Annotated in this window: 19 protein-coding genes and 1 pseudogene; 10 read left to right on the plus strand and 10 right to left on the minus strand. The window is 72.2% G+C overall.

Going from position 1 to position 23,448, the window contains the following annotated elements; all coding sequences use genetic code 11:
* The first annotated feature begins 66 nt into the window (after positions 1 to 66).
* The 3 genes from FLL47_RS02260 (at position 67) to FLL47_RS02270 (ending at position 4,227) form a co-directional block, all read left to right on the plus strand.
* Positions 67 to 2,043: a CocE/NonD family hydrolase gene (locus tag FLL47_RS02260; RefSeq protein WP_144118722.1), complete on the plus strand. Its 1,977-nt coding sequence runs from the start codon at positions 67 to 69 to the stop codon at positions 2,041 to 2,043.
* A 56-nt stretch (positions 2,044 to 2,099) separates the two neighbouring features.
* Positions 2,100 to 3,419 (plus strand): MFS transporter, encoded by a 1,320-nt coding sequence (locus tag FLL47_RS02265; protein WP_144118723.1) that lies wholly within the window; start codon positions 2,100 to 2,102, stop codon positions 3,417 to 3,419.
* A 205-nt stretch (positions 3,420 to 3,624) separates the two neighbouring features.
* Positions 3,625 to 4,227 carry a TetR/AcrR family transcriptional regulator gene (locus FLL47_RS02270; protein WP_144118724.1) on the plus strand — a complete coding sequence of 201 codons (603 nt, stop codon included), beginning with the start codon at positions 3,625 to 3,627 and terminating at the stop codon, positions 4,225 to 4,227.
* Between the two features lie 7 nt (positions 4,228 to 4,234).
* Here the strand turns inward: FLL47_RS02270 and FLL47_RS02275 are convergent, their stop codons facing one another.
* The gene (locus FLL47_RS02275) at positions 4,235 to 5,020 is read right to left on the minus strand and encodes a DUF6807 domain-containing protein (RefSeq protein ID WP_144118725.1); all 786 of its coding nucleotides are present in this window, start codon (positions 5,018 to 5,020) and stop codon (positions 4,235 to 4,237) included.
* A gap of 269 nt (positions 5,021 to 5,289) precedes the next feature.
* Positions 5,290 to 6,354 (minus strand): arginase family protein, encoded by a 1,065-nt coding sequence (locus FLL47_RS02280; RefSeq protein WP_144118726.1) that lies wholly within the window; start codon positions 6,352 to 6,354, stop codon positions 5,290 to 5,292.
* Between the two features lie 74 nt (positions 6,355 to 6,428).
* On the opposite strand from FLL47_RS02280, the pseudogene FLL47_RS43870 reads away from it, so the two are divergent.
* The 6 genes and pseudogenes from FLL47_RS43870 (at position 6,429) to FLL47_RS02315 (ending at position 12,811) form a co-directional block, all read left to right on the plus strand.
* A pseudogene (locus tag FLL47_RS43870) lies at positions 6,429 to 7,456 on the plus strand (P1 family peptidase).
* 206 nt (positions 7,457 to 7,662) lie between these two features.
* Positions 7,663 to 9,282 (plus strand): glycoside hydrolase family 13 protein, encoded by a 1,620-nt coding sequence (locus FLL47_RS02295; protein ID WP_144118729.1) that lies wholly within the window; start codon positions 7,663 to 7,665, stop codon positions 9,280 to 9,282.
* A gap of 85 nt (positions 9,283 to 9,367) precedes the next feature.
* Positions 9,368 to 10,213 carry an alkaline phosphatase family protein gene (locus FLL47_RS02300; protein ID WP_144118730.1) on the plus strand — a complete coding sequence of 282 codons (846 nt, stop codon included), beginning with the start codon at positions 9,368 to 9,370 and terminating at the stop codon, positions 10,211 to 10,213.
* Position 10,214: 1 nt separating this feature from the next.
* Positions 10,215 to 11,078 (plus strand): DMT family transporter, encoded by an 864-nt coding sequence (locus FLL47_RS02305; RefSeq protein ID WP_144118731.1) that lies wholly within the window; start codon positions 10,215 to 10,217, stop codon positions 11,076 to 11,078.
* 133 nt (positions 11,079 to 11,211) lie between these two features.
* Positions 11,212 to 12,237, plus strand: coding sequence for an aspartate-semialdehyde dehydrogenase (locus FLL47_RS02310; protein WP_144118732.1), 1,026 nt, complete (start codon positions 11,212 to 11,214; stop codon positions 12,235 to 12,237).
* A 163-nt stretch (positions 12,238 to 12,400) separates the two neighbouring features.
* Entirely contained in the window at positions 12,401 to 12,811 is a 411-nt protein-coding gene (locus tag FLL47_RS02315) for a hypothetical protein (protein ID WP_144118733.1), read from the plus strand.
* 124 nt (positions 12,812 to 12,935) lie between these two features.
* Here FLL47_RS02315 and FLL47_RS02320 read toward each other — a convergent pair whose 3' ends face one another.
* The 7 genes from FLL47_RS02320 to FLL47_RS02350 form a co-directional block, all read right to left on the minus strand.
* Positions 12,936 to 13,388, minus strand: a complete 453-nt coding sequence (locus tag FLL47_RS02320) for an HAD domain-containing protein (protein ID WP_144118734.1) — start codon at positions 13,386 to 13,388, stop codon at positions 12,936 to 12,938.
* A complete protein-coding gene (locus tag FLL47_RS02325) occupies positions 13,385 to 13,858 on the minus strand; it encodes a GNAT family N-acetyltransferase (RefSeq protein ID WP_246157449.1) in 474 nt (157 codons plus the stop codon). The genes FLL47_RS02320 and FLL47_RS02325 overlap by 4 nt, the downstream gene beginning before the upstream one ends.
* 222 nt (positions 13,859 to 14,080) lie before the next feature.
* The gene (locus tag FLL47_RS02330) at positions 14,081 to 15,124 is read right to left on the minus strand and encodes an ABC transporter ATP-binding protein (RefSeq protein ID WP_144118736.1); all 1,044 of its coding nucleotides are present in this window, start codon (positions 15,122 to 15,124) and stop codon (positions 14,081 to 14,083) included.
* The gene (locus FLL47_RS02335) at positions 15,121 to 16,173 is read right to left on the minus strand and encodes an ABC transporter ATP-binding protein (RefSeq protein WP_144118737.1); all 1,053 of its coding nucleotides are present in this window, start codon (positions 16,171 to 16,173) and stop codon (positions 15,121 to 15,123) included. The genes FLL47_RS02330 and FLL47_RS02335 overlap by 4 nt, the downstream gene beginning before the upstream one ends.
* Positions 16,170 to 17,057 (minus strand): ABC transporter permease, encoded by an 888-nt coding sequence (locus FLL47_RS02340; protein WP_144118738.1) that lies wholly within the window; start codon positions 17,055 to 17,057, stop codon positions 16,170 to 16,172. The genes FLL47_RS02335 and FLL47_RS02340 overlap by 4 nt, the downstream gene beginning before the upstream one ends.
* A complete protein-coding gene (locus FLL47_RS02345; RefSeq protein WP_144118739.1) occupies positions 17,054 to 18,067 on the minus strand; it encodes an ABC transporter permease in 1,014 nt (337 codons plus the stop codon). Before FLL47_RS02345 ends, FLL47_RS02340 begins: the two co-directional genes overlap by 4 nt.
* The gene (locus FLL47_RS02350; protein ID WP_186315527.1) at positions 18,064 to 19,896 is read right to left on the minus strand and encodes an ABC transporter substrate-binding protein; all 1,833 of its coding nucleotides are present in this window, start codon (positions 19,894 to 19,896) and stop codon (positions 18,064 to 18,066) included. Before FLL47_RS02350 ends, FLL47_RS02345 begins: the two co-directional genes overlap by 4 nt.
* Positions 19,897 to 19,992: 96 nt before the next feature.
* Here FLL47_RS02350 and FLL47_RS02355 point away from each other — a divergent pair, with 96 nt between their 5' ends.
* A complete protein-coding gene (locus FLL47_RS02355; RefSeq protein WP_144118741.1) occupies positions 19,993 to 22,053 on the plus strand; it encodes a S9 family peptidase in 2,061 nt (686 codons plus the stop codon).
* A gap of 235 nt (positions 22,054 to 22,288) precedes the next feature.
* Here FLL47_RS02355 and FLL47_RS02360 read toward each other — a convergent pair whose 3' ends face one another.
* The gene (locus tag FLL47_RS02360; RefSeq protein WP_246157450.1) at positions 22,289 to 23,293 is read right to left on the minus strand and encodes a hydroxyacid dehydrogenase; all 1,005 of its coding nucleotides are present in this window, start codon (positions 23,291 to 23,293) and stop codon (positions 22,289 to 22,291) included.
* Positions 23,294 to 23,448 lie beyond the last annotated feature (155 nt).

Consider the following 23,448-nt stretch of genomic DNA (forward strand, 5'->3'; position numbering starts at 1 on the left):
GGGCTTTGTTGACTGACGACTCAGTCAGCCAGTAGCCTTGCTGGGGAAACCGGGAGGGGTGTCACCATGGCCACGCGGGCCGCAGGGCGCAGCGAGCAGGTCTGGATCACCATGGACGACGGTGTCCGGCTGGCCGCCACCCTCCACCTCCCCGCCATGGACACCCCGCAGCCGTGCCTGCTGGAGGCGCTGCCCTACCGCAAGGACGACATCACCTCCTCGTACACCGAGGAGTACGAGCGCCTGCGCGACGAGTTCTCCTACGCCGTCTGCCGGGTCGACCTGCGCGGCACCGGCTCCAGCGAGGGCGTCGCCGTCGACGAGTACCCGCTGCGCGAGCAGGACGACCTGGTCGCCGTCATCGGCTGGCTGGCGGCACAGTCCTTCTGCGACGGCAACGTCGGCATGTACGGCACGTCCTACTCCGGGTTCAACGCGATCCAGGTCGCCATGCGCCACCCGCCGGCGCTGAAGGCGATCGCGCCGATCTACGCGACCGACGACCGGTACACCGACGACGTGCACCACATGGGCGGCTCGCTGCGGCTGCTCGACGTCGTCGACTACCCGACGTACATGATCGCGATGAACGCGCTGCCGCCGGTGCCCTCGATCGCCGGGCCGGACTGGCGCGAGCGCTGGCTCGACCGGCTCGACCGCACCGAGCCCTGGCTGCTGCGCTGGCTCGAGGAGGCGAGCGACGGCCCCTACTGGCGGCACGGTTCGCTGCGCGATCCGTCGCTGCCGGACCCGGATGGCCGCTACCACCTCGGCTACGAGCGCATCACCGTGCCCACGATGATCGTCGCGGGCTGGGCGGACGGCTACCGCAACACCAGCTTCCGCACCGTGGCGTTCCTGCGCGACGCGGGCACCCACGCGCGGCTGCTGGCCGGGCCGTGGAGCCACATGTCCGCCGAGTCCGCACTGCCCGGCCCGCACGTCGACCTCGCCGCCGAACTGGCCCGCTGGTTCGACCGCTGGCTGCGGGGAGCCGACAACGGGGTGGACACGGAGCCGCCGTACACCTTCTTCCTGCGCGAATCCGGCGGCACCCCGGAGCCGGACGCGGCGCAGGCCGCCGGGTCCTGGCACAGCATGCCGGACTGGCCGAACACGACCTGGCGCTGCCCGCGGTCCTGGGCGATCGGCGGTGGCACCCGAGTGCTCGCTGTGCGCCCCGACACCGGCACCGCCGCCTGGAACAGCTGCGCCGGACGGCTGCCCTGGGGCCAGCCCACCGACCAGCGCTTCGACGACGCCGCCTCGCTGACGTGGGACTTCCCCGTCGCCGACGAGCCGTTGACGCTCATCGGCCCCGGTCGCGTCGACCTGCGGATCGCCGCGGACCAGCCCGTGGCGAGCGTATCGGTGAAGCTGTGCGACGTCGCCGACGACGGCACCTCGACGCTGATCACCCGCGGCTTCCTCAACCTGACCCACCGCGACGGGCACACCGACCCGGTGCCGCTCGTGCCCGGCGAGTTCGTCGACGCCGGGGTCGAACTGGAGACCTGCGCCTACCGCGTGCTGCCCGGACGGCGGCTGCGGCTGTCCGTCACCGGCGTGGACTGGCCCAACACCATCGCGCCGCCGCGGCCGGTGACACTGGCCGTCGACGGCGACGCCAGTGCGATCTCGCTGCCCCCGCCGCACGCCACCGACCCCGCGCCCCGCTACGACCAGGGGCAGCAAGCGGTCGAGGGCGACCCGGCGGGGTGGCGGATCAGCGACGACGTGCTCGGCCGCGTCACCACGGCGACCGTGGAGCACGGCTCCACCTGGGACATCACCGGCGGCACCTGCACCGACCGGTACACCGGGTCGGTCACCGTCGACCGGCGCACCTGGCGGCAGACGTCGACGTCCACCGCCCGTTTCGCGCTCACCTGGGGCGATACCAGCGTGAGCACCGAATGCGCGGTCGAGCTGACCGCCGACGCCGACCACCTGACGGTCGCGATCACGCTGCAGGCGTACGACGGTGCCGCCGTCGTGGTGAAGCGCTGCTGGAACCACCAGGCGGCCCGCCGCTTCGGTTGACGTCGCCCACCGCGCCGACGCCGACCACCTTTACTCCCTTCTTTGGAGCCCTTTCCATGTCCGGCCTCGCGGTCGTCACCGCTGCCCGCCGTTACCGTGCCCTCATCGCCAGCCCGGGTGTCGCCCGGGTGGCGGTGCCGTCCCTGATCGGCCGCCTGCCCTACGGCATGGCGACCCTCGTGTTCATCCTCGCCGTCCAGCACGGCACCGGCTCGTACGCCGTGGCCGGCATCGCCACCGGCGCGCACTCGGCGATCACCGCGTTCACCTCGCCATGGCTGGGCCGCCTGTGCGACCGCGGATACGCCGTCGCGGTGCTGCGCATCACCGGCGTGCTCTACGCGCTGCTGCTGTCCGGTATGGTCGCCGCGCTGTGGACGCACCAGCCGGTCGCGCTGATCATCGGCCTGGCCGCGCTGGCCGGCGCCGCGAACCCGCCCGTCGGCGCGGTCACCCGGGTCGTGCTGCCCGGCCTGGCCCCGGCGCACGTGCAGACGGCGTACGCCTTCGACGCCATCACCGTCGAGCTCACCTACGTGCTCGGCCCGGTGCTGATCGCGCTCGTCACCGCGGCGACCAACCCGTACGTCGCGGTGATCGTCACCGCGCTGCTGGCCACCGCCGGCTCGGTGGGCCTGGCCGCAGCGCCCGGGCTGACCGCCCGCTACCGCGAGGTGCGCACCGCCGCGCTCGCCCGCGCGGCGTCCGCGTCGAACGGCGTCACCGTCAGCGCGGCAGCCCTGAAGCGCGCACTGCGGGCCAACCGGCTGATGCGGCTGAGCCTGGTCGTCGTGCTGATCGTCGGTGCGCTGGAGGCCGCCGCCTACGGCGTCATGGAGGTGGCGATCCCGAAGTACGCCGCCGACCTGGGCGCACCGCAGGCCGCGGGCGCGGTGGTGGCCGCCTGGAGCGCGGGCTCCATCGTCGGCGGCGTCTGGTTCTCCGGCATGAACCCGAAACTCAGCCAGCCGAAGCTGTTCGCGCTGCTGCTGTGCCTGAACACGGTCGGCTTCGGCGCGATGCTGCTGGCCTTCGGCCTGCCCAGCCTGGCGCTGATCCTGTTCCTCGGCGGCATGGTCATCTCCCCGACCACCGCGGTCGAGTGCGCGCTGGTCACCCGGATCGCCCCGGCCGGGCGCAGCACCGAGGCCTTCACCTGGGTCGGCACCGGCATCTACGTCGGCTTCGCGGCCGGCTCGTCCATCTCCGGCCTGATCATCAACCAGGGCACCAGCCTGACCACGGTCATCCTGATCGCCACCGCGATGGTCGCCACCGGCGCCCTGCTGGCCGTCGCCGCCAGCCGCCGCATCGCCGCCGACGCCCACGCCAACCCTGACCCCGCCGCCCTTCCGGCCCCCGCCGCCGCCCACTGACCCACTGACCCGCGGCCCCGCGGCCCCGCGGCCCGCCGCCTTGATCGTCGAACTTGCCCGGCACCTGTGCGTGCCTTGACCCCGCATTCGCCCATCTGCCAGGCAAGTCGGCCGATCATGCAGGGCCCGCGCGGGTCGGGCGAACGGCTTGATCGGCGAGTTGGTGGATGGCGGGGCATGGACAGGCGTGGGTTAGGGTTCAGCGGTGGCTCGACGAACTGCTGAAGTGCGCCTGGACTCGCTGCTGCGCACCGCAGTGGACGTGATCGTCGAGCGCGGCTTCGCCAACACCCGCACCGCCGATGTCGCCAAGGCGGCCGGGGTCAGCCAGGCACTGGTCTTCTATCACTTCACCAGCAAGGACGCGCTGCTGGCGCAGGCTTTCGCGTACGCCGCCGAGCAGGACATGGCCCGGCTGCACGCGGTGGTCGACTCCAACACGACGTCCGTCGAGAAGCTGAAGAAGCTGGTGAAGCTGCTCGCGCCCACCGGCCGCTCCAAGTCCTGGATGATGTGGATCGACGGCTGGTCGGAGGCGCTGCGCACGCCGGAGCTGGAGAAGGTGTCGCGCCGCATGGACCTGCGCTGGAGAGAGGGCCTCACCGAGGTCATCGCCAACGGCGTCGCGGACGGCTCGTTCATCTGCGACGACCCGGCCGGCGCGGCGTGGCGCATCAACGCCATCATCGACGGGCTCGCGGTGCAGCTCACCGTGCACGAGAAGGCGATCTCCCGCAAGCAGGCCTTCGAGTGGATGCGCATGGTCGCCGCCCGCGAGGTCGGCCTCGACCCGGCCGACCTGGCCTGAGCACGGCTCAGTCGCTGACCACCACACGGAGCGCGCCGGTTCGGGTCTCGCCCGCTTCGATGACCCGGGTCTGCTCGTAGGCCCACGCCGCGCATACTCCCGGATACCCGGTCGAACCCTCGCTGGTGCGCACGAACCAGCGGTCGCCTTCGCCCAGACCCGAGAACCGCAGGGTGTACGCCGCGCCGCCCGACTCGCCCCGCCATACCAGCTCCGGCTCCGCGCTCCCGTTGACCTGCTCCTCGCCGGAAAGCTCCCCCGCGGTCAGCGCCAGATTCGCCCCCGGCGCGACCCGCCAGAAGCACCCGCCGTACCCGGCCCCGCCCGGCCGCCCGTTCGTCGCCGGGCTGCCCAGCGTGACGGTCTCGTCCGCGGTCAGCGCCCAGCCCAGCTCCAGCACCCACGACCGCTCGTCGAGGTACGCCGCCGTCATCGTGCGCCGCTCCGACAGCAACACCTTGCCGTCTGCCCCCCGCCAGGCCAGCCGCTGCACGAACCCGCCCGCCCGCACCTCGTCGAAGCCCTCCCCGGTGATCGACCCGTGGTCGTCGAGCCAGGTGTACCCCTGGTCGCGCACGTACGTCCGCCCGCCCCACAGGTTGTTGCGGTTCACGTCCTGCATCGCCAAGGACAGCCCCAGATGCCACCGATGGTCCGCCGGCACCGCATCGCTCACCACGGTCCCCGCGAGCGTCCGCAAAGGATGCAGATAAGGCCGCGGCCCCAACGTCGCCTCGACCTCCGCCCCCGAGCAGTACTCCGCCACCACCCGCCCCGCCACCGTGAACTCCACGCGCCACCGCCCTCTCCACCCTGCGACGATCTTGCGTGAACTGTGGGTACGACAGGCCCTTTCCGGGCATACCGCCAACAGTTCGCGCAAGATCGACGTGATCAAGCCGGGCCGGGAAGGCGCGGCGGGGCGCGTCGCACGGGGAAGGGTGCGGAAAGCGCTTACCGCGGTAGAGGTTAGCGGGTTCCGGGGGCCGCCGCCAGGGTGGTGGTCGGGCGGGGGTCTCGCGGGTTCCGATGAGGCCCGCGAGCGTGGTGGTCGGGCGGGGGTCAGCGGGTTCCGGTCACGCCCGCGAGGGTGGCGACCGTGAGGGGGCCGAGGGTGGGCAGGTGGTAGCCGCCCTCGTGCACGGCGACGACGGACAGGCCCAGCTCACGGACCAGTTCGCCGGTGCGGCCGTAGCCGTCCGCGGTGACCTGCAGCGGGCTCTCCGGGTCGTCCTTGGCGGCGTCGACGCCCAGGGACAGCACCACCGCGTCGGCGCGCTCGCCGATGAACTCGACGAGGCGGCGCACCCCGGCGAGCCAGCCTTCGTCACCGGTGCCCGGCGCCAGCGGCACGTTCAGGTTCGCCCCCTCGCCCGCGCCGGTGCCGGTCTCGTCGGCGAAGCCCGCGTAGTGCGGGAACCAGCCCTCGCCCGGGTCCACGTGCACCGAGGTGTAGAGCACGTCGGCGCGGTCGTAGAAGATCGACTGGGTGCCGTTGCCGTGGTGGGCGTCCACATCGACCACGGCGACCCGGGCCACCCCGGCGCGCTGCAGCGCGAGCACCGCCACCGCGGCGTTGTTGAGATAGCACGAACCGCCGAACCCGCTGCGGGTCGCGTGGTGGCCCGGCGGGCGGCAGATGGCGTACGCGGCCCGCTCCCCCGCGGCGACCAGGTCGGCCGCGGTCGCGGCGGCGTGTGCGGCGGCCCGCGCCGCGGGCCAGGTGCCCGGCCCGACCAGGGTCATCGTGTCGTAGCAGAACTGTCCCGCCCGCGCGTGGGTCGCCGTGGGCCGGCGCACCGGCAGCCCTTCCAGCATCGCGGGGGTCGGGAAGACGTACGGCACCACCCGGTCCTGGTACTCCAGGTAACCTCCGTCGGCCCACTGGCCGTAAACGCTTTCCAGGTGCGCCAGCAGCTCGGGAGTGTGGGCCAGGGCGAGCAGGTCGTCACCGAGGGGGCGGGCCTCGACCAGGCGGGCCCCGGCGCGCACCAGCGCCGAGCGCAGCACGGTGGCCCGCTCGGGCAGCTCGGTGCCGGGCGTGCGCACACCGATCCAGATCTCCGCTTCCGGCACGTGCCGCAGCACCTCGTCGCTCCACACCACGGGCAGGTCCAGCTTCGCCATCCCGGCATGATGCCAGCCCCGGCGAGCCCGCGACACCGATCGTTACTGAGTCGAGACTCAGTTAGGCTGCGCCCATGCCTCGCGTGACCGAACTCGGCATCACCATCGGTGAGCTGCCCAGCGGCCCCAGCCGCTCCATCCTCGACGTACCCGGCGTGGGCGTCGGCCACTCCACCGTCTGGCGCGACGAGGAGCCGCCGCCGGTCGGCCGCGGGATCGCCCGGACCGGGGTGACCGTGCTCGACCCGGGCGGCAACGCGTTCCGCGAGCCGATCCCGGCGGGTGGCGCGATCCTCAACGGTGCGGGCGAGTGCACCGGTTTCATGTCGGCGCAGGAGTGGGGTCTGGCCGAGACGCCGATCTTCCTGACCTCGACGATGCAGCTGGGCCGGGTCTACGACGCCGCCTGCGAGCTGCTGATGGAGTCCGAGCCGGGCATCGGCGACGACGACGTGGTCATCCCGGTGGTGGCCGAGTGCGACGACAGTTTCCTGTCCGAGTCCCGGCGCATGCAGGTGACCCGCGACGACGTGGCCGCCGCGCTGGACGCCGCGCGGGCGGCGCGGGGATGAGCTGCCTGGGCTTCAAGGGCGGCATCGGCACCGCCTCGCGCGTCGTGCCGTCCGGCCACACCGTAGGCGTGCTGGTGATGACGAACTTCGGCGAGCGGGGCCGCCTGACGGTGTCCGGCGTCCCGGTCGGACAGCTGCTGCCGCCCGCGCCCGCGCCGACCGCGCCGCCGGCGGGCTCCTGCATCGTCGTCGTGATCACCGACGCGCCGATCGATCCCGCGGGATGCCAGCGGCTGGCCCGCCGAGCCGGGCTGGGGCTGGCCCGCACCGGCTCCACCGCGCACCACGCCAGCGGCGAGATCTTCCTGGCCCTGGCCACCGGCCTGCGCGCCCCACGCGGCACCGTCTCCCCGGTCACCCCGCTGCAGGGCCGCCAGCTGGACCCGTTCTTCGCGGCGGTGGTCGAGGCGACCGAGGAGAGCGTGCTCAACAGCCTGCTCAACGCCCCGACCGTGGTCGGCCGCGGCGGCAACACCGCGGAGGGCCTGCCGGTCGACCGCGTCGCCGCCCTGCTCGCCCTGCACTCGTAGCCGCCGAGATCGCTCGACTTGCCAGGCACATGGGAGAAGCCCGGCCCCGGATACGCACGAGTGCCGGGCAAGTCGAGCGATCACGGCCGCGGGCGGACCGTTGACCGTGAGTGAAGTGCCCCGGTAGGGTGGCGATGGCGATGGAAAGCGTTTTCCATCTTGTTACTATCGGGCCACGGAACCCCCACTCGCCCCTCGGAGCCGACATGTCCTCACGACACGAACACCCCTGGTGGCGTGACGCCGTCATCTACCAGGTGTATCCGCGCAGCTTCGCCGACGGGAACGGCGACGGTCTCGGCGACCTCGCCGGCCTGCGCGAGCGCCTGCCGTACCTGCGCGACCTCGGCGTCGACGCGGTCTGGCTGAGCCCGTGGTACGTCTCCCCGATGGCCGACGCCGGCTACGACGTGGCCGACTACCGCGACATCGACCCGGTGTTCGGCACCCTCGCCGAAGCCGAGCTGTTCATCACCGAGGCGCACCAGCACCGGCTGCGCGTGATCGTCGACATCGTGCCCAACCACTGCTCCGACCGGCACCCGCGGTTCCAGGCCGCGCTCGCGGCGGGCCCCGGCTCGCCCGAGCGGGAGCTGTTCTGGTTCCGCCCCGGCCGCGGCGTCGGCGGCGAGCTGCCGCCGACCGACTGGGGCTCGCACTTCGGCGGCCCGTCCTGGACCCGGGTCCCCGACGGCGAGTGGTACCTGCACATGTTCGCCCCCGAGCAACCCGACTGGAACTGGGACCACCCGGCCGTACGCGAGGACTTCCAGGCCACGCTGCGCTTCTGGCTGGACCGCGGGGTCGACGGCTTCCGCATCGACGTCGCCGACCACCTGGTCAAGGACCCGTCCCTGCCGGACGTGGCCACGCTCGGCCCGGACGTGATCCGGCCCTGGCGCGACCAGGAGGGCGTGCACGAGATCTACCGTGAGTGGCGCAAGATCGCCGACTCGTACCCGCAGCGCGGGGTGTTCGTCGGTGAGCTGTGGGACGACGATCCCGACCGGTTCACCCGCTACCTGCGCCCGGACGAGCTGCACACCGGCTTCAACTTCCCGTTCCTGTCCTGCCCCTGGGACGCCGCCGCGTTCCGCGACGTCATCGACACGACGCTGGCCACGCACGCGATGGTCGGCGCACCCGCGACGTGGGTGCTGTCCAACCACGACGTGGTCCGGCACGCCACCCGCTACGGCCGGGCGCACACCGCGCACTCGTTCGACGACGCCAAGCACGTCGAGCCCAGTGACCTCGTGCTCGGCACCCGCCGGGCCCGCGCCGCCGCACTGCTCACCCTGGCCCTGCCCGGCTCCGCCTACGTCTACCAGGGCGAGGAGCTGGGGCTGCCCGAGGTCGAGGACATCCCCGACGAGCTGCTGCAGGACCCGCGCTGGCTGCGTTCCGGGTTCACCGACCGGGGCCGCGACGGCTGCCGGGTGCCACTGCCCTGGTCGGGCGAGGCGAAGCCGTACGGCTTCAGCCCCGACCGGGCGGTCGCCGACCCGTGGCTGCCGCAGCCCGCGAGCTGGGCCGAGCTGTCCGCCGCGGCGCAGACCGGCGACCGGCGCTCCATGCTCGAGCTGTACCGCCGCGCCCTGCACGTACGCCGCACCGAACCGGACCTCGGCGACGGCCCGCTGCACTGGCTGCCCGCGCCCGAGGGCGTGCTGCACTTCCGGCGCGGTGACGGCTTCGCCTGCCTGGTCAACCTCGGCGACACCCCCGCCGACCTGCCGCCATACGAGTACCTCCTGCTCACCAGCGATCCGCTGGAAGACCTGAAGATCGCCCCGAACAGCGCCATCTGGCTGCGCGTCGCCTGATCCTGCCCGGACCGACCCACCTGCCCGCCCACCTGCGGCGGGCAGGTCCGCACGACCACGCCCCGAACACCGCTGGAGTCACCGCATGAGCGCACACATCCTGGTCGTCGGCATCGACGGAGTCCGGCTGGACACCGCCCGTGCCGCGCACACGCCCCACCTGGACGCGATCGAGCAGCAGGGGTGGCTGGCCGAATTCGAGCTGAGCACCGACGCGCCCACCCTGTCGGGGCCGACGTGGGCGTCGGTGGCGACCGGGCTGTGGCCGCGGGTGCACGGCATCTACGGCAACGTGTTCACCGGGCACCGCCTCGACGCGTTCCCCGACGTGTTCACCACGGCCAAACGCCGCGGCTTCACCACGTTCGTCGGTGCGAGCTGGGCCCCGCTGGTCACCACCGCGTACGGCGGCCCCATGTTCACCTCGCCCAGCCTGCTGACCTTCGCCGACGGGCACACGCTGGGCCACGACGTGGCCGACCAGCACGTCGCCGACGCCGCCGTGCGCGCCCTGGGCCAGGGCACGTTCCACGCCTCCTTCGTCTACCTGGGCGAACCCGACGAGGTCGCGCACGAGCTGGGCACCGGACCGGAGTACACCGCAGCGATCGAACGCGCCGACCGCCGCCTCGGCCAGGTCCTCGACGCCGTCCGGGGCCGCCCCCGGTACGCCGCGGAGAGCTGGACGGTCCTCGTCGTCACCGACCACGGCCACCGCGACGAGGGCGGCCACGGCGGCCGCAGCCGCTGGGAGCGCACCGCGTGGCTGGCCGCCTGCGGCGCGGGCATAGGGGCGACGCCGCCCGCCGACGTCAGCCACGTCTCGGTCGCGCCGACCGTGCTCGCCGTGCTGGGGCAGCCCCTGATCGGCGAAAGCCACCTCGCGGGCACCTCGCTGGTGCCCGAGCGGCCGGCCGTCGTGGCGGCCTGACGTGTCGGCAACCGCGTTCGCGCTGGTCGCCGCATCGGTGCTGTGCCACGCCACGTGGAACCTGCTGTCCAAGCGGGCCGCGGTCGCGGGCACCGCCTTCGTCGCCGTGTGGTCGGTGGTCGCCGCGCTGATCTGGGCCCCGTTCGGCATCTGGGCGCTGGTCACCGGCTGGGACGCGCTCGGCTGGGGGAGCCTGGTGCTGCTCGGCGGCGCGGCGCTGCTGCACACCGGCTACTACCTGCTGCTGCAACGCGGCTACGCCGTCGGCGACCTGTCGGTGGTCTACCCCGTCGCCCGGGGCCTGGGCCCGGTGCTGATCTGCGCCGTCGCGGTGCCGCTCTTCGACGAGGACCCCGGCCTGCTCGGCTGGGCCGGCACCCTCGCCCTGTCGGTCAGCGTCGCCCTGATCGGCAAACCCTCCCCCGGCGCCCTCAAACGCAGGGCCCCCATCCTGTACGCGCTCGCCACCGGCGTGTTCATCGCCGCGTACACCCTCTGGGACCGCAACGCGGTCGCGGTCGCCGCGCTGTCGCCGATCCTGGTCAACTGGGGTGGCGACACCGGCCGGGCGCTGCTGCTGGCGCCGTGGCTGATCCGGCACCGGGCAAGGGTGAAGCAGGTGTGGCGCGAGCACCGCCGCGAGGTGTTCGGCACCGCGATCTGCTCGCCCGGGGCGTACATGCTGGCCCTGACCGCGATGACGATGGCCCCGGTGACCGTCGTCGCCCCGCTGCGGGAGGTCAGCGTGCTGCTGGTGGTGTTCCTCGGGGCGCGGCTGCTCGGCGAGCGCGACATGTGGCGGCGGCTGATCGCCGCGCTCGGCGTGGTCGTCGGCGCGGTCGGCGTGACGCTGGGCCGCGGCTGACTTCGCGCCCGGCCGCGACCACACCCGCGGCCGGGCGCGAATCCCGGCTGACGTGCTGCTCGTCACGGGTCGGCACGGCCCGGATGACGGGACGGCGGCCCTGGTAGATCAACCGATTGAGTAATCTGTGCGTATGAGAATCGGCATTGTCGGAGCCACGGGCCAGGTCGGCGGCGTCATGCGCCGGGTGCTCGCGGAGCGCAAGTTCCCCGTCGACGAGCTGCGGCTGTTCGCCTCGTCCCGTTCCGCCGGGCGCACCCTGCCCTGGGCCGACGGCGAGGTCACCGTCGAGGACGCGGCCACGGCCGACTACACGGGTCTCGACATCGTGCTGTTCTCCGCCGGCAAGACCACCTCGCTCGCGCTCGCGCCGAAGGTCGCCGCGGCGGGCGCGGTCGTCATCGACAACTCCTCCGGCTGGCGGCTGGACCCCGACGTGCCGCTGGTCGTCGCCGAGGTGAACCCGGAGGCCGCCAAGCTGCGCCCCAAGGGCATCATCGCCAACCCGAACTGCACCACCATGGCCGCCATGCCGGTGCTGCGCCCGCTGCACGACGAGGCGACGCTGACCGGCCTGATCGCCAGCACCTACCAGGCCGTCTCCGGCACCGGCCTGACCGGCGTCGACGAGCTGCACGAGCAGGCCACCGCCGTGGTCGGCGAGGCTCGCGCGCTCGCCCACGACGGCCGCGCCGTCGACTACCCGGAGCCGAAGGTGTACGCCCACCCGATCGCCTTCAACGTGCTCCCGCTCGCCGGGGCCGTGGTCGCCGACGGCTCAAACGAGACCGACGAGGAGCAGAAGCTCCGCAACGAGACCCGCAAGATCCTCGACATCCCGGGTCTGCCGGTCTCCGGCACCTGCGTGCGCGTGCCCGTCTTCACCGGACACTCGCTGCAGCTCAACGCCCGCTTCGCCAACCCGCTCAGCCCTGAGCGCGCCCGCGAGCTGCTGGCGCACGCGCCCGGCGTGATCCTGGCCGAGGTGCCCACCCCGCTGCAGGCCGCCGGCCAGGACCCGACCTACGTCGGCCGCATCCGCCGCGACGAGACCGCCCCCAACGGCCTGGCCCTGTTCTGCTCCAGCGACAACCTGCGCAAGGGCGCCGCCCTCAACGCCGTCCAGATCGCCGAACTGGTCCTCGCCGAACTCTCCTGACCCCAGTACAAGGAAGGGCACCTTCTTGACGCTCCGCGTTGTGGAAGGTGCCCTTCCTGACGCTCCGCGCGCTTTGCCGCAGGCGACGCACGGTTCGTGCGGATGCTGTGAAGACATCGTGCAGCCAGACGCCGTCCGCCCGCCGGGTTGGTGCAATGAGGAGGTGACCCTCAACCCCTACCGGGCGCCACACCTTCCGGCTCGGCCGCCCGTCGCCGCGGCCTTCGAAAGCCGGGACCGTCCCGTCGCAGCGATGCCGCCCGCCGCTGCCCACCCCACGCGGCGCGTGCAGCGGGTGCGCTCCGGCATCTGGGCCGCGCTGTCGGGTCATGGCCTGGCCGTGACCCTGCCGCTGCTCCCGGCGGTCCTGGCCGGCGAGCCGGGGACGGTCTACGTCGTCACCGGCGTCGTCGCCCAGCTGCTGCTCGCCGCCGCGGTCGTCGCGCTGGGCATCGCCCGCACCGTACGCCGTGACGGCGCCAACGGCGTCGGCCTCGTCATCGGCTGGATAGCGGGCGTCCCGATCGCCGCGGTGGCCGCGATCGCCGTCCTGATCGGGTTGACCGCCTCCTGACGAGGAGCAGGCCGGGGAGTCCGCTCGGCGGCGGGTCCGTCATCGCCCGCCGCTGCGCGAGCACGCACCGAGGCAGTCGGCAAGCACGGCGGCGAGCAGGCGCTCCGTGACCGCCGCCGACGGTTCACGGCAGCAGCGCCTGCTCGATATGGCCGCCGGTCAGGCCCCCGACAGGATCGACGTGGACGAGCCGGGTCGGTGCGCGCCTGCTCGCGGCCCACTCGTGGGCGGCCGCGCTGTGCAGATCGTCGAACCACACCAGGGGGCGGTCGGCGACCCAGGGGGCGATCCCGAGCAGCTTGTCCTGGTGGCTGCCGGGCGGCCCCGCGCAGGGGATCACCGGCAACTGCGGCAGTCCCAGCAGCGGGGCGAGCAGCCGGTTCGCCTCGTGCTCCCAGTAGGTGGCCCAGACCAGCTCATAGCGGGTGGACAGCCGCAGCAGCAGCGGACCGTGCTCGCGCCGCAGCCGCACCAGCTCCCCGGGGAACAGCTCGTGCTCGGTGTAGCCGGGCGGGCAGGCGGCCGAGCCGTGCGGGTTGAGCACGCCGTCGACGTCGATCAGCGCCAGGGCCTTCACAGCGGCCTGCGCATCGCGATCCGGGGGCCGAGATCGTCCAGACCGAGCGCCGCCTCGTGGCGGCGGATCTCCCGCAGGCCGGGGCTGAGGTCGGTGACCGGCAGGAAGCCGCGACCCTCGTAGAACGGGCCGTTCCACGCGATCTCCGCGAAGGTCGTCAGCGTGACGGCCCGGTAGCCCGATCGCGCCGCCCAGTCGCAGGCGGCTTCGAGCAGCGCGGTGCCGACACCCCGGCCGCCGTGGTCGGAATGGACCGACAGCTGCTCCAGGTGGGCCTGCCCGTCGACCCGGCCCAGCCGGGCGAACCCCACCGGCGGATCCCCGACGACGAGCACGCATTCCGCCGCAGCCAGCTCCTCTACGCTGCCGGGCGGCGGCAGCGGGCCCATGCCGGTCCCGTCGAACACCCGGTCGGCGGCCAACTCCACCTCCACCAGCAGCGGCAACTCGGCCACAGTCGCCGCCCGCACCTGATGACCGCCCATCCTGCCCCCGAACGCCCCGCGCCGAAAAAGCCGACCCTATGACACCCCTCCCGGCAGCGTCTCCCGGTTATCCCGGTGGCACCCCAGGCGGCCGTCGACAGCGACGATCGCTGTTTCGTGCCGAAAAGTAAGGTCCACCGCACTTTTCGACACGAAACAGCGATCATCAGCCCGTCCCGCCGCGTGGCAGCTCCGGCGGGCCGCGGGTCAGACGGACATGAGCCCGGTCGGCGAACCTCCAGCCGCGCCGGCGATGCCGTCGCCGATGTGGCCGGACAGCAGGCAGGCGGCGGCGTGCGGGCCGTGCAGCGGCAGCACCGGCAGGGTCTCGCCGACGCAGCGCTCGGCGATGCCGGCCCGCTGCGCAAGGCCGCTCGCCAGCGCCGGGCAGCGCGGGTGGAAGCGGCAGCCCGGCGGGATCCGCGACGGGTCCGGCGACTCGCCGGACAGGATCACGGGGGTACGCCCCGTCGCCTCCGGCAGCACCGACAGCAGCGCCGCGGTGTACGGGTGCTTCGGCGCGGCGAGCACCTGCTCCGTCCGGCCGACCTCGACGATGCGGCCGAGATACATCACCGCCAGCCGATCGGCGATGTTCCAGGCCAGGCCGAGATCGTGCGTGACCACCAGCACGGACAGGCCAAGCTCGTCGCGCAGCGACAGCAGCAGCGCCAGGATCTCGCCGCGCACCGACGCGTCCAGGGACGCCACCGGCTCGTCAGCGATGATCAGCTCGGGTTCCAGCACCAGGGCGCCGGCGATGACGACGCGCTGGCGCTGGCCGCCGGACAGCTCGTGCGGATACCGCTGGAAGAAGCGCTCCGCGGGCCGCAGCCCGGCCTGCGACAGCGCCTTGGCGACCAGCTCACGCTCGTTGCCGGGCACCTTGTGGATGCGCAAACCCTCGGCTACGGCCTCGTACACGGTGCGGCGCGGGTTGAGCGCGCCGGTCGGGTCCTGCAGCACCAGCTGGACCTTGCGGCGCAGCGCCTTCAGACCGCGGCTGCTGTAGTCCAGCGGCCTGCCGTGGTGCAGCACCTGGCCCTCGTACGGCCGCTGCAGGCCCAGCAGGGTACGGGCCAGCGTCGTCTTGCCGCTGCCCGACTCCCCGGCCAGCGCCACGATCTGCCCCTTGTCGACGGACAGCTCGACCCCGTCCACCGCGCGCACCGGCGGCACGCCCTTGCCGCGGCCACCGAACCCGACGTGCAGGTTCCGCGCCTCCAGCACCGGATGCAGGGAGACACTCATGCTGACACCCCAACGTGTACACAGGCGGCGCTGCGCTCGGTGTCGACCGTGCGCAGCCGGATGTCGTACTCGACGCACTCCGCCACGGCGACCGGGCAGCGCGGCGCGAACGCGCACCCGCCGCCCAGCTCGCGCGGGTCCGGCGGGTCACCGGGCAGCCCCCGCGGCGCACGGCGCGAGGCCATGTCGCCGATCACCGGGAACGCCGCGGCCAGCGCCTGGGCGTACGGGTGGGCGGCGTCGGCGAACAGCCGGTGCCCCGGCCCCTGCTCGACGATCCGGCCCGCGTACATCACGGCGACGCGGTCACAGGTCGACGCGAGCACCGACAGGTCGTGGCTGATCAGGATGAGGCCGACGCCCCGCTCCTGGACCAGCTGCTTGAGCAGGGTCAGCACCTGGGCCTGCACCATCACGTCGAGCGCGGTGGTCGGCTCGTCCGCGATGATCAGCTGCGGCGAGCAGGCCAGCGCCATGGCGATCATGACGCGCTGCTTCTGCCCGCCGGACAGCTCGTGCGGATACGACTCAGCCCGCCACGCGGGCACGCCCACCTGCTCCAGCAGCTCGCCGACCTGCTTGCGGGCGGTGGCCGCGGACGCCTTCGGAGCGTGCAGCAGAATCGCCTCGGCGATCTGGCGGCCGACGCTGCGCACCGGGTTGAGCGCGTGCATAGCGCCCTGGAAGACGATCGACGCCTCGTTCCAGCGCACCGCGCGCAGCTGTCCCCAGCTCATCTTCAGCACGTCGCTGCCGTTGAGCAGGATCTCGCCGGACACCTCGGCGTTGCCGGGCAGCAGCCGCAGCATCGCGCCCGCCAGGGTCGACTTGCCACAGCCGGACTCCCCGGCCAGCCCGAGCGTCTCCCCCGCTGCGAGCGTGAGATCCACCCCGCGCACGGCGGGCAGCGGCACGCCCCGGTCGCGGTAGGACACCCGCAGGTCCCTGATCTCCAGCAGGCCGGGGGCACCCGCGGTCCGCGCGTGCGGAACCCGTGCCTGTGTACCACTGTCCGGCTGCGCTTGCGGGGCTCGCTGCTCGCCGTTCATGATCTGCCCTCCAGCCGCGGGTCGAGGATGCGTTCCAGGGCGCGGCCGCACATGTTGAAGGCGCGGACCACCAGCACCACGGCGACGCCGGGGCCGAGCACCCACCACCAGGCGCCGCGGTCGATCGCGCCGAGGGCGTACGCCTCGTCGAGCACCCGCCCCCAGGAGACCCGCAGCGGATCGCCGAGGCCGAGGAACGACAGCGTGGTCTCGGCGATGATCGCGATGGACACGGTCAGCGTGGTGTTGGCCAGCACCAGCGGCATCACGTTGGGCAGCACGTGCCGGGACATCTGGTGCCAGTGCCCGCCGCCCAGCGCCCTGGCCCGCTCCAGGTAGGGGCGGGCCTCGATGGCCATGGTCTGCGCCCGCACCAGCCGTGCCGTGCCCGACCAGGACGTCACGCCGATCACGATGATGACCGCGATCAGCTTGGGCACGTCCGGCGGGAACACCGTCGCCAGCACGATGGCCAGCGGCAGGTACGGGATCACCAGGAACCACTCGGTGAACCTGTTCAGCGCCCCGCCGAACAGGCCGCTGAAGTGCCCCGACGCGATGCCGATCAGGGTGCCCAGCAGCATCGAGATGACGGTGGCGGCGAGACCTACCAGCAGCGTCACCTGGCTGCCGTGGATGACCATGGTCAGCACGGAGCGGCCGGCGTGGTCGGTGCCGAGCGGGTAGTCCCACGACGGCGCGGCTGCGAGCGGACCGTCGGCCTTGGTGACCTCCAGCCCCGCGGGGTCGGCCAGCAGCGACGCGAAGATCGCCACCAGCCCGAACAGGGTCAGCACGATCAGGCCGGACATGCCCTCGCGGTCGCGCAGGAAGGCCCGCCACGGGCTGCTGCGCCGCCGCGAGGCGGCTGCCGGAGCGCTCATGAGGCACGCACCCGGGGGTCGAGCACCGGCATCAGCAGGTCGGCGACGAGGTTCATGATGATCACTCCTGCCGAGAAGACCAGGAAGAGGCCCTGCAGCAGCGGGATGTCCGGGCCGCGCAGCGCGTCGTAGGTGAGCCGGCCCAGGCCCGGCCAGGAGAACACGGTCTCCACCGTGATCGCCCCCGCCACGACGAAGCCCATGCTCAGGAAGAACAGCGTCATCGACGGCAGCAGCGCGTTGGGCATCGCGTGGCGGCGCATGACCAGGTCGTCGCGCAGCCCCTTGGCCCGCGCGGTGGTGAGGTAGTCGGCCCGCCGCTCGTCCAGGATCGACGACCGCATGATCAGGGAGTACTCGGCGACGTAGACGACGGCGAGCACGGTCACCGGCAGCACCATGTGCCAGAGCACGTCCAGCCAGGCGGGCAGGGTCGAGCGGGGGTCGTTCATGCCCCGGGTGGGGAAGATGCCGTACCGGTTGAGGAACACCAGCAGCACCAGGCCGAGCAGCCATTCGGGCATCGAGTAGAAGGTGACCGCGGCGTTCGAGCTGAGCTTGTCGAAGCGGCTGCCCTGCCGCCAGCCGGCCCGCGCGCCCAGCCACACCCCGAGCACCGCGGCGATGACCAGCGCCGTGCCGGACAGCAGCACGGTCGGCCAGAGCCGCTCCATGATCACATCGGTGACCTCGGCGTGCTGGCTGAACGAGACGCCGAGGTCGCCGCTGAGCACGCTCTCGACGTACTTGCCGAAGGCGACCGTCCAGTGGTCGTTGAGGCCGAGCCGTTCCCGCAGCTCGCGCAGCGCCTCCGGGTCGGCGTTGCGCCCGCGCGGGGCGAAGGCCTTGGCCGGGTCGCCGGGCAGCACCCGGAAGAGGAAGAAGTTGACCACCACCACGAAGGCCAGCATCAGCAGCGCCGAGCCGAGCTTGCGCAGCACGAACAGCGGCGAGGGGAGCCGGGAGGGCCGGCGCGTCACCGCGCCGGCCCCGCTGGACGGGCCGGTCATTCCCGGTCGTCCGCGTTCTTGCGTCGCGCCAGCACCAGCACCACGCCGGCCACGATCACCAGCAGCACCACGCCGCCGACGACGTAGAGCACGACGCCCGGGCCGGAGTCTTCGTCGGCCGGCCGCTCGGCCACCGGCATGATGTTGCGGTAGCTGTGCGTGCCGTACTGGAAGGCGAGGATGCCGCCCTGGGACGGCTGCGGCACGAAGCCGGTGAACCGGTCCGACCGGTACGCCTCGGTCTGGTTGTAGTAGTACGTCAGCGAGTAGGCCACGTCGTCGTACAGGATCTGCTGCGCCTGCTTGATGACCTCGGCCCGGGCCTTGGCGTCGATCATGGTCTGCTGCTGGGCGTAGAGCTTGTCGAACGCCTCGTTGCAGTAGAAGCTGTCCGACCAGCCCGCCGCGATCTCGCCGTCCTCTTCGTAGGACCGCTGGTCGCAGGTCATCACGGAGAGCTGGAAGTCGGGGTCGGGCTCGACGACCCAGCCCCACTCGAACAGGTCGAACTCGCCCTTGCCGAGCACCGCGGTCAGGTTGTCCTCGCTCATGATCGACACGACCGCGTCGATGCCGATCTCCTTGAGCCAGGAGCGCACGTACTCGACGCTCTGCTTGGAGTACTCGGAGCTGTCCCGGCCGAAGAGGCGGAACTTCAGCGCTTTGCCGCCCTTGGCCCGGATGCCGTCGGCGCCCTTGGCATAACCGGCCGCGTCCAGGATCGAGTTCGCCTTGGCCAGGTCGAACGCGCGCTCGGCCGAGCCGGGATTCCAGTGCGTGTCGGCGTAGATCGGCGGGATGACCCCGGTGGCCGTGGTGCCGTGACCGCTGAGCACCTTCGACACCAGCGTCTTGCGGTCGATCGCGTGGTCGATGGCGAGCCGGACCTGCTTGTCCTTGAGCGCCGGGTGGCCGTCGCCGATCGCCTTGCCGTCGGTCGTCGCGGCGCCGAGGTTGTAGCCGATCTCGTTGAAGCCGTAGTACTTGGCGTCGTTGACGGTGATGCCGGGCGTGTTCACCAGCGTGTCGGCGATGGCCGCGGGCAGGTCCTGGGCCATGTCGATCTCGCCCTGCTTCAGCGCCTGGGACAGCGCCGAGTCGTCGGCGAACACCGTGAAGATCAGCTCATCGATCTTGGGCGCGCCCGCGAAGTGCTGCTTGTTGGCCGAGAACCGGTAGAACTGGCCCTTCTTCGCCTCGGCCAGCTGGAACGGGCCGGAGCCGACCACGTTCTTGTCGTTGGCGAACGTCCCGGCGTCCTTGGCGCTGATCTTCGACCAGACGTGCTCCGGAAGGATCGGCACGGCGAGCCGCAGCATGATCGGGCTGGGGTTCTCGGTCTCCATCACGACGGTGTGGTCGTCGGTGGCACTGATCTTCGTGATGTTGTCGACGTAGTTGCTGTACTGGCCGTTGGCCGTCTCGTCGTCCTTGGCCCGCTGGAACGTGTAGACCACGTCCTTGGCGGTCAGGTCGACGCCGTCGGACCACTTCACGCCCTTGCGGATGTGGAACGTCCAGGTCTTGCCGTCCGCCGAGGTCTCCCACTTCTCCGCCAGCCACGGCTCCGGGGAGAAGTCGCCCGCGCTGGAGGTGGTGAGGTAGTCGTACATCAGCTGGTAGGTCTCGAACGCGCTGGCCACGACGCCCACGTACGGGTTGAGCGAGTCGATGTCCTGCTTCACGCCGATGACGAAGCTGGTCTTGCTGCGTTGCGCGGAGGAGCCCGGGGTGGGCGTCCCGTCGGCGGCGGCAGGCGAGGCGAGAGCGCCGAGGGCCGTCAGCGCGGCCGCGGCCGCCAACGCCACCCCGGCACGCAAACGGCGCACTGACTGATTGGTCAACCAGGATCTGGGAGCAGAAGGGGTGCTGCTCATCGGTTCTCTCCTTGGTGCCCGGGGGCGTGGCGGGTATGGTGCCCGGTCATGCCGCACGATCTCGACAACATCGCCGTCCCGCCGGTCGCCCCGCGCGAGCCCTACGAGCACGAGCTGCACGGACGCCGGTGGACCGACGACTACGGGTGGATGCGCAACCACTCCGACCCGCGGTTTCTCGCCTACCTGCGCGCTGAGCGCGGGTACTACGATGCCGCCGCGAACCGGTTGGAGGGCCTCCAGACCGAGGTCTTTCACGAGGTGGAGCGACGCCTCCTTCCGACTGATGACTCAGTCAGTTGGAGACATGGTTCACGTTTCTACTACACCCGGACCGTTGCGGGAAGTGAGTACGAGCAGTTCTTACAAGCTGGTCATGACGGTGACTCCGACCGGGTGCTGCTCGACGGGGCCCGGCTGGCAGGTCCCGACGGGTTCGCCGAGATCGGATTGCGGGAGTTGAGCCCCGACAACACGCTCCTGGCGTATTCAGTGGATACCACCGGCAACGAGGTGTATCGATTGAAGTTCCTCCAGTTGGCCACGTTGACTGACCTTTCGGAGGAGCTCCCGCGTACGTACTACACCGGCGCGTGGAGCGCGGACTCCAGCACGTTCTTCTACACCGTGCACGACGAGCTGTTCCGCCCCCACCAGGTCTGGCGGCACGTCATCGGCACCTCGCCCGAGGCGGACGTGCTGGTCCTGCAGGAGGACGACGCCCAGTTCGACCTCACCGTGCAGGCCACTCGGGACCTGCGCTGGATCATGATCGAGGCACGCAGCCGGGACACCGCCGAGTGGCGGCTGATCCCCGCCGAGGCGCCGCACACCCCACCCGTGGTCGTCGCACCGCGCCGCAAGGGCGTCGACTACACCGTCGACCACACCGACGGACGGCTGGTCATCGTCACCGACGACGGCGCGCCCGAGTTCCGGGTGATGTCCGCGCCGGCGGAGACCCCCGGCGCGGAGCACTGGACCGAGCTGCTCGCGCCGCGGCCCGGTGAGCGGATCACGGCCTGCCATGCGCTGCGCCGGCACTGGCTGGTCGAACTGCGCCGTGACGGCTTCCCGCTGCTGCGCGCCGTGGACCGGGTGAGCGGGGCCGTGGTCGAGATCGGTGCGGAGATCGACGCCGGGCACGTCCGCCTGGCCACCCCGGTGGAGTACGGCGACACCACGGTCACGGTCGTCGTCGAATCTCTGATCGAACCGCCGGCCTGGCACTCCGTCGACCTGTGCACCGGCGAGCGTGAGCTGCGCAAACGCCGCGAGGTGCCGGGGCACGACGCGTCGGCGTACCGGACCGCGCGGCGGCACGCGACCGCCCCGGACGGCACCGCCGTGCCGGTCACCCTGGCCTGGCGCGCGGACACTGCGCTCGACGGCACCGCCCCCGCCCTGCTCTACGGGTACGGCGCCTACGAGTCCGTGCTGGACCCCGAGTTCGACCCGGTGCTGCCCAGCCTGCTCGACCGCGGTGTGGTGTACGCGCTGACCCACCCGCGCGGCGGCGGCGAGAACGGCCGCCGCTGGTGGCACGACGGCCACCTCGCCGCGAAGGCCAACACGTTCACCGACCACCTCGCGGTGGCGGACTGGCTGGCCGACGGCATCGCCGACGGGTCGCGCCTGGCCACCCGCGGGCTTTCGGCGGGCGGACTGCTGCAGGGCGCCGTCTACACGCAGCGTCCCGGACGCTGGGCCGCGGTGGTCGCGGAGGTGCCGTTCGTGGACGTCATCACGACCATGCTGGACCCGGACATCCCGCTGACCGTCACCGAGTGGGACGAGTGGGGCGACCCGCGCAAGCCCGACGAGTTCGACTGGATGTGGGCGTACTCCCCCTACAACCACCTGCCGGCGGGCCCTCGCCCGGCGCTGCTGGCCACCGGCGCGCTGCACGACCCGCGCGTTATGGTGCACGAGCCCGCGAAGTGGGTGGCCCGCCTGCGTGCCACCGCCACCCCGGACGACGGCCCCCTCTACCTGCGCACCGAACTCGGCTCAGGCGCCCACACCGGCCCCGCCGGCCGCTACGCCCACGCCCGCTACGAAGCCGAGATCACCACCTTCATCCTCGCCCACCTCCGGCCCGCCCCCTAGATCGTCGGACTTGCCTGGCACCCGGGCGTATCTTGGACGCGCTTTCGACCAGGTGCCGGGCAAGTCGAACGATCATGGTGCGGCAGCGGACCTGCACGCCTGCGCGGCCGCCCAAACGGGCGCGGACCGCGTCCTGCCCGGACCGAGCCGGGCGCGAACCGCGTCCCGCATGGACCCGTGAGCCGGGCGCGAACCGCGTCCCGCATGGACCCGTGAGCCGGGCGCGGACCGCGGGTCAGGCCAGGACGGCGAGCTGTTCGGCGCGGATTTCGCCGGACAGCGGGCGGCCGGAGAGGAACTGCTCGACCTCGGCTATGGCGTACGCGCCCAGGCGCCGGGCCTCGGTGCCCTGGACGCCGGCCAGGTGCGGGGTGATCCAGACGTTGGGCATGGCGAACAGCGGGTGCCCGGCGGGCAGCGGCTCGGGGCTGGTGACGTCGAGCAGTGCGTCGATGCGGCCGTCGGCGCAGGCGCGGGTGAGCGCCTCGGTGTCGATCAGCGCCCCGCGCGCGGTGTTGATGACGATGGCGCCGTCGGGCAGCATGGCCAGCCGCCGCTCGTCGATCATGTGGACCGTCTCGGGCAGCTCCGGCGCGTGCAGGGTCAGCACGTCGCTGCGCCGGCACAGCTCGTCGAGTCCCACCGGCTCCGCACCCAGCGCGGCCGCGTCCAGCGGATCCAGGTGCGGGTCGCTGACGAGCACCCGGAACCCGGCCGCGCGCAGCCGCACGATGACGCGGCGGCCGATGCGGGACGCACCGACCACCCCGACGACCCGGCCGTCGTTGCCGGCGCGCTCGTTGACGGCGAACGTCGGCTGGCGTCCCTCGGCGTACCGGCGGGCGAAGGCGAAAGCGCGCTTGCCCGCCAGCAGCAGCACGGCCAGCGTGAAGTCCACGACCGGCTCCGCGTTGGCGTCGGCGGCCGAGGAGACCGCGATGCCGCGGGCGAAGACCTCCGGGCCGACGTGCAGCTTCACCGAGCCTGCCGCGTGCACGACCGCGCGCAGCCGGGGCATCGCGTCGAGCACGTTTTCGTCGAGCCGGGGGCAGCCCCACCCGGTCAGCAGGATCTCCGCCTCGGACAGCACTCCGGCGGCGGCCCCGAAGTCACCCACCGGACCGGCCGTGAGCAGCCGCAACGAGCCGTCGAGCCGGGTCAGCAGGTCGCCGGGGAACACCGCGCCTGCCGCCTGCGGCGACATCACGATGAGCCCGGCAGGGCGGTCCGGCTGGCTCACGGCTTCTCCCAAACGATCTTTAGTAAACGTTTGCTGTACGGATTCAGGACCGTAGCCGCATCCGTTTACGAGGTCAACACTGGGTATCCGCCGGTTTTGCAACGAGATGGAAACGGTGACTTGACGCCATCGTAGAAAACGGTTTAGTTTCGATC

This window comes from Catellatospora sichuanensis (assembly GCF_007483665.1).
Classification (GTDB): Bacteria; Actinomycetota; Actinomycetes; order Mycobacteriales; family Micromonosporaceae; genus Catellatospora; species Catellatospora sichuanensis.